This window comes from Amycolatopsis thailandensis (genome assembly GCF_002234405.1).
GTDB classification, from domain to species: domain Bacteria; phylum Actinomycetota; class Actinomycetes; order Mycobacteriales; family Pseudonocardiaceae; genus Amycolatopsis; species Amycolatopsis thailandensis.
In genome coordinates, this window is record NZ_NMQT01000280.1 from 1 (window position 1) to 507 (window position 507).

Consider the following 507-nt stretch of genomic DNA (forward strand, 5'->3'; position numbering starts at 1 on the left):
GGAAGCGGTCGCCGGGGCCAACCGGACCCGTGACCAGCGGATCATCGCGCAGAACGAGGCGGCGACAGCGGCCGCGCAGCGGAAGATCGCCGAAGCCGAACGGGTCAACGCGGCCAAGGCGCGACAGCGCGCCGACCAGCAGGCGGCCCTCGCCAGGTCGATGCGGGGTGAGGCGGAGCGCCAGCAGGGTGTGGCACAAGGCGCCAAGGAACGCGCGCAAGCACAGGAGGGCATCGCGCGGAACGCGGACGAAACCGCGCGCTTCCACGAAGGCAAGGCCCGCGAGGCTCGGGACAAGGCGTACGCGGCGGAGCAGGCGAAGCAATCGACCGCGGCTCGCTCCTGGGCACGCGACGCACAGGCGCAGGCCGCACTGGGCACCCCGCAGGAAGGGATCGCCCGCGAGGCGGCCAACGCGGCCCGTACCGAGGCCAACACGGCCAGGGACGCCGCGACAGCGGCTCGCACCGCCTCGAACACGGCGACGGGAGCCGCGGCGAACGCCCG

The 507-nt window shown here is 74.2% G+C and carries 1 pseudogene; it reads left to right on the plus strand.

From position 1 onward, the window contains the following. Positions 1–507: pseudogene (locus CFP71_RS44520) on the plus strand (hypothetical protein); the annotation flags it as partial.